The 6,204-nt window shown below is 58.3% G+C and carries 5 protein-coding genes; all 5 read right to left on the reverse strand.

The window, feature by feature from the left end; translation table 11 throughout:
- Positions 1–1,758 (reverse strand): polyribonucleotide nucleotidyltransferase (gene pnp / locus ACIPL2_RS34925; RefSeq protein ID WP_401365337.1); only part of this gene is annotated, 1,758 nt, incomplete at its 3' end.
- 196 nt (positions 1,759–1,954) lie between these two features.
- Entirely contained in the window at positions 1,955–2,224 is a 270-nt protein-coding gene (rpsO, locus tag ACIPL2_RS34930) for a 30S ribosomal protein S15 (RefSeq protein WP_003176135.1), read from the reverse strand.
- A gap of 142 nt (positions 2,225–2,366) precedes the next feature.
- Complete coding sequence (gene truB / locus ACIPL2_RS34935) at positions 2,367–3,284, reverse strand: tRNA pseudouridine(55) synthase TruB (protein WP_401365339.1); 918 nt, start codon at positions 3,282–3,284, stop codon at positions 2,367–2,369.
- A 3-nt stretch (positions 3,285–3,287) separates the two neighbouring features.
- Positions 3,288–3,689, reverse strand: a complete 402-nt coding sequence (gene rbfA, locus ACIPL2_RS34940) for a 30S ribosome-binding factor RbfA (protein ID WP_401365342.1) — start codon at positions 3,687–3,689, stop codon at positions 3,288–3,290.
- A 159-nt stretch (positions 3,690–3,848) separates the two neighbouring features.
- Positions 3,849–6,204, reverse strand: a 2,356-nt coding sequence (gene infB, locus ACIPL2_RS34945; protein WP_401365344.1) for a translation initiation factor IF-2, incomplete at its 5' end; no start/stop codon positions are given.

Here is a 6,204-nt window from a genome sequence, read left to right on the forward strand (position 1 = left end):
AGCCTTGGTTTCTTCACATATCTCACGAATGGTAGCGCCGCCTTTACCGATGACATCACGGATTTTGTCGGTGTCGATTTTCATCGCGATCATGGTCGGAGCGTTTTCCGACAGCTCGGTACGCGACTGGCCAATGATCTGGTTCATCTGACCGAGGATGTTCAGGCGCGCTTCCAGGGCTTGGCCCAGAGCGATTTCCATGATCTCTTCGGTGATGCCTTTGATCTTGATGTCCATCTGCAGCGCGGTCACACCTTTGGCGGTACCGGCTACTTTGAAGTCCATGTCGCCCAGGTGGTCTTCGTCACCCAGGATGTCGGTCAGGATGGCGAACTTCTCGCCCTCTTTAACCAGACCCATGGCGATACCGGCAACCGGTGCCTTCATCGGAACGCCGGCATCCATCAGAGCCAGCGAAGCGCCGCAGACCGAAGCCATGGAGCTAGAACCGTTGGACTCGGTGATTTCCGACACAACACGAATGGTGTACGGGAACACGTCGGCAGCCGGCAGCATGGCTGCAATCGAACGACGGGCCAGACGGCCGTGACCGATTTCGCGACGACCAGCGCCACCCATGCGGCCACACTCACCTACCGAGAACGGAGGGAAGTTGTAGTGCAGCATGAACGGGTCTTTTTTCTCGCCTTCCAGGGTGTCCAGCAGTTGTGCGTCACGGGCGGTGCCCAGTGTTGCAACAACCAGGGCCTGGGTTTCGCCACGGGTGAACAGCGCCGAACCGTGGGTCTTTGGCAGAACACCGACTTCGATATTCAAAGGACGTACGGTCTTGGTGTCGCGGCCGTCGATACGTGGCTTGCCGTTTACGATGTTTTCGCGAACGGTGCGGTATTCGATTTCGCCGAAGGCCGCTTTCACTTCGCTGGAAGAAGGCTGGCCTTCTTCACCGGACAGCTTGGCAACCACCTGGTCTTTCAGCTCACCCAGGCGAGCGTAACGGTCGGCCTTGATGGTGATGGTGTAAGCCTGGGAGATCGCGTCGCCGAACTCGGCACGGATAGCGCCCAGCAGAGCAGTGGCTTCAGGCTGTGGAGCCCAGGTCCAGGTTGGCTTGGCAGCTTCAGCGGCCAGTTCTTTAACGGCGTTGATCACCACCTGGAACTCGTCGTGAGCAAACAGTACCGCGCCCAGCATCTGGTCTTCGGTCAGCTCTTTGGCTTCCGATTCAACCATCAACACGGCTTCCGAAGTACCGGCAACGACCATGTCCAGGCTCGACGCTTTCTGTTGTTCGTAAGTCGGGTTCAGCAGGTAGCCGGTGCTTTCGTGGAACGCGACGCGGGCAGCGCCGATCGGGCCATCGAAAGGAATGCCGGAGATCGCCAGCGCAGCCGAAGTACCGATCATCGCAGCGATGTCCGGATCGGTCTTCTTGCTGGTGGAAACGACGGTGCAGACAACCTGCACTTCGTTCATGAAACCTTCTGGGAACAGCGGACGGATCGGACGGTCGATCAGTCGGGAAGTCAGGGTTTCTTTCTCGGAAGGACGGCCTTCACGCTTGAAGAAACCGCCAGGAATCTTACCGGCAGCGTAAGTCTTTTCCTGGTAGAGAACGGACAGAGGGAAGAAGCCCTTGCCTGGATCGGCTTGCTTGGCGCCGACCACAGTCACCAATACGCTGACGTCGTCGTCAACGGTGACCAATACTGCGCCGGAGGCCTGACGGGCGATACGGCCAGTCTCGAGGGTAACGGTCGACTGACCGAACTGGAATTTTTTGATTACCGGGTTCACGGTGTCCTACCTTCTTTTGTGGCTCTTGGGGAACTTGTCTTCTTGCGAAATTCTTGGGCAATGTCGGGAATCGGCCCAACGCCTGTCCAGGGTAAAACGACTATCCAGATAAAACTTGAGGCTGGGAGCCTGCCATGCGCCTGCGGGAAACCCGCTGACGCACAGCAAACAACCAACCTCATAGCGCAATCGCTGATTAGCGACGCAGACCCAGGCGACCGATCAGAGCCTGATAACGACCCAGATCCTTGCCTTTCAGGTAGTCCAGCAGCTTACGACGCTGGTTTACCATGCGGATCAGACCACGACGGGAGTGGTGATCTTTACCGTTGGCCTTGAAGTGACCTTGCAGTTTGTTGATGTTGTGGGTCAGCAGTGCAACTTGCACTTCTGGCGAACCAGTGTCACCAACAGCTTGCTGGTAGTCAGCAACGATTTGAGCTTTTTCTTGAACGTCGAGAGCCATGAGGCAATCCTTTTATCAGGAAACTGTTTCAAAGAAACAGTTTCAACAGGCCAGGGACAAATCCCTGTATCTAAAAATGAGTAGTGACCATGCCTGCTAACAGCCACCCTCGCCAACCTGCTGTTACACAGGCTGGTTTCGGTCATTCCGACCGAATCAGTCGACGCGGCGCGATGCGCCCGTCTTCGCTCACTTCGCCGATACCGATGAAGCGACCGTTGTGATCCTGTACCCGTACCATGCCGAACTTCGGTGCATCCGGGGCGCGTACTGGCTGGCCGTTGAGCCAGTAGAACGAGCTGTGCTCCGAGAACTGCAACAGTGGCCAATCCAGCAGGCCGCTGTCCGATGGCATCAGGAAGCGGTCAACCGCTTCGTTGCCGCCTTCGGCATGTACCGCTTCCAGCTCTTCAAGCGTGACCGTCTGCGCCAGCGTGAAAGGCCCGGCCTGGGTACGTCGCAGTTCAGCAACGTAAGCGCCACAACCGAGTTGCTCACCGATATCCTCCACTAGGGTGCGGATATAGGTGCCTTTGCTGCAATCCACCGCAAGCCGCGCAGTATCACCTTCAAAGGCCAGTAATTCCAAGCGCGCAATAGTAACAGAACGCGGTTCGCGCTCCACTACTTCGCCTGCACGGGCCAGCTTGTACAGCGGCTGGCCATCACGCTTGAGAGCCGAGTACATCGGCGGTATCTGACTGATTTGACCGCGAAAATTCGGCAGTACTGCCTCGACATCGGCGCGACCAACGGTCACCGGGCGTTCCTGCAAAACGTCACCCTCGGCATCCGCCGTGGTGGTGGTCTTGCCGAGTTGCGCCAGGGTTTCATAAGCCTTGTCGGAATCGAGCAGGTATTGCGAAAACTTGGTGGCCTCACCAAAGCACAACGGCAACACGCCGGTGGCCAGCGGATCGAGACTGCCGGTGTGCCCGGCCTTCTCGGCGTTCAGCAACCAGCGGACCTTCTGCAACGCCGCGTTGGAGGTAAACCCCAGCGGCTTGTCGAGCAGGATGATGCCGCTGACATTACGACGGATACGTTTGACCTGAGCCACCGATTACTCCTTGGCGTCTTCGGCTTCAGCCGCAACCGGGTGCTGATTATCTTCAGCCACCGCACGCTCGATCAGGGCCGACAGGTGCGCGCCACGCACGACGCTTTCGTCGTAGTGGAAATGCAACTGTGGAACGCTGCGCAACTTCATTTCACGGGCCAACTGCATGCGCAGGAAACCGGCGGCGGAGTTGAGCACCTTGATGCTTTGCGCGATGTCTTCGGCAGTGTCCTGCCCCATCACGGTGATGAAAATCTTCGCGTGACCGACGTCACGGCTGACTTCAACAGCGGTAATGGTGACCAGGCCGACGCGCGGGTCTTTGACTTCACGACGGATCAGCTGTGCCAGCTCACGCTGCATCTGATCGCCGATACGTTGGGTACGGCTGTATTCTTTTGCCATGTCTTGTTACCTGTTACTGCCCCACGGTGAAACCCGAGGGGTCTGAAAGCGGCAAACGCCCGGCCTGACAAAAGCCAGACCGGGCGTTGCGTTTAGAGTCCTGACGCGGAGCCGCGCATTTGCATGCGCAGGCCCTGCGTGGCCCTTGAAGTGCGCGAGTTAGAGGCTGCGAGCAACCTGAACCTTCTCGTAAACTTCGATCTTGTCGCCAGGCTTGACGTCGTTGTAGCTCTTCACGCCGATACCGCATTCCATGCCGGCACGTACTTCGGAAGCGTCATCCTTGAAGCGGCGCAGGGATTCCAGCTCGCCTTCGAAGATAACGATGTCTTCGCGCAGTACACGGATTGGACGGTTACGGTGAACAACACCTTCGATCACCATGCAACCGGCGATCGCGCCAAACTTCGGCGAACGGAACACGTCACGCACTTCAGCGATACCCAGGATGTTCTCGCGAACATCGCTGCCGAGCATACCGGTGAGGGCTTTCTTGACGTCTTCGATGATGTCGTAGATCACGTTGTAGTAACGCATATCCAGGCCTTCCTGCTCGACGATCTTGCGAGCGCCAGCATCGGCACGCACGTTGAAGCCGAACAGTACAGCGTTGGAGGCCAGTGCCAGGTTGGCGTCGGACTCGGTGATACCACCGACACCGCCACCGACAACGCGCACTTGCACTTCGTCGTTACCCAGGCCGTTCAAGGCACCGTTCAACGCTTCCAGCGAACCACGGACGTCGGATTTGAGGACGATGTTGAGCGTCTTCTTCTCTTCCTGACCCATGTTCTCGAAGATGTTTTCAAGCTTGCCAGCGTGAGCACGGGCCAGTTTGACTTCGCGGAACTTGCCTTGACGGAACAGAGCCACTTCACGGGCTTTCTTCTCGTCGGCAACCACGCTCATCTCGTCGCCAGCGTCCGGAGTACCGTCCAGGCCGAGGATCTCGACAGGGATGGAAGGACCGGCTTCTTTGATTGGCTTGCCGTTCTCGTCGAGCATGGCGCGAACGCGGCCATAGTTCGAACCGACCAGCACCATGTCGCCTTGGCGCAGGGTACCGTCTTGAACCAGAACGGTTGCAACCGGGCCACGACCTTTGTCGAGACGCGATTCAACCACAACACCACGACCTGGGGCCGAAGGCGTTGCTTTCAGTTCCAGGACTTCAGCTTGCAGCAGGACAGCTTCGAGCAACTCGTCCACGCCAGTACCGACTTTCGCCGACACCGATACGAACGGGGTGTCGCCGCCCCACTCTTCCGACGTCACGCCGTGAACCGACAGTTCGCTACGGATGCGATCGAGATCAGCGCCCGGCTTGTCGATTTTGTTCACTGCAACCACCAGCGGAACGCCAGCAGCCTTGGCATGCTGAACGGCTTCAATGGTCTGCGGCATTACGCCGTCGTCCGCTGCAACCACCAGAATCACGATGTCGGTCGCCTTGGCACCACGGGCACGCATTGCGGTAAACGCGGCGTGACCAGGGGTGTCGAGGAAGGTGACCATGCCGCGTTCGGTTTCAACGTGGTACGCACCGATGTGCTGGGTGATACCGCCGGCTTCGCCAGCAGCTACCTTGGCACGACGGATGTAGTCGAGCAGCGAGGTCTTACCGTGGTCAACGTGGCCCATTACGGTCACGACTGGTGCACGGGAGAACGCTTCACCTTCAAACTTCAGGGACTCGGCCAGGGAATCTTCCAGGGCGGTGTCGCTGACCAGGGTCACTTTGTGGCCCAGCTCTTCAGCAACCAGTTGGGCAGTTTCCTGATCCAGTACCTGGTTGATCGTCGCTGGAGTACCCAGTTTGAACATGAACTTGATGATTTCAGCAGCCTTGACCGACATCTGCTGGGCAAGATCGCCAACAGTGATGGTCTCGCCGATCTTCACTTCACGCACGACAGGGCCGGTTGGGCTCTGGAAACCGTGGGCGTTGCGTTTCTTCAGCTTGGCCTTGCCGCGACCACCACGACGGAAGCCATCGCTTTCTTCGTCGGTAGTACGCGGGGCAACGCGTGGCGCAGGCGCTTTTTCCTTGACCGAAGCACGATGCGGAGCGTTTTTGCGCTCACCATCGCCACTGCCACGACGATTGTTATCGTCGGCACGTGGTTTGTCCGGACGGCGCTGTTCGTTCTGCTTGTTGCGAACGTCAGCAGAAGGTGCTGGAACAGCGGCCACAACCGGAGCGCTTTCACGCACTGGCTCGGCAACCGCAGCAGGAGCTGCGACCGCGTCGTTAGTAGCGTTCTGCGCAGCAGCAGGCTGGCGACGCGCTTCTTCTTCGGCGCGACGCTTGGCTTCTTCTTCAGCCTTCTGACGAGCAGCATTTTCTACTGCGCGACGTTCTTCCAGTTCGCGTTTGCGCTCGGCTTCGATTTCTTCCGGGCTGCGCGGTACGCAGACTTTCTTCGTGCGTACTACAACGCTAATGCTTTTGCTGCCAGCAACCCGCAGGGTGCTGGTGGTTTTGCGCTGCAATGTAATCTTGCGCGGTTCTTCC

Origin of the sequence: Pseudomonas sp. NPDC086251, assembly GCF_044746405.1 — a bacterium.
Classification (GTDB): domain Bacteria; phylum Pseudomonadota; class Gammaproteobacteria; order Pseudomonadales; family Pseudomonadaceae; genus Aquipseudomonas.

Bases quoted from the DNA above. Each gene is read 5' to 3' on its own strand.
- rbfA (WP_401365342.1), bottom strand. From the start codon at position 3,689: ATGGCAAAAGAATACAGCCGTACCCAACGTATCGGCGATCAGATGCAG.
- rpsO (WP_003176135.1), bottom strand. From the start codon at position 2,224: ATGGCTCTCGACGTTCAAGAAAAAGCTCAAATCGTTGCTGACTACCAG.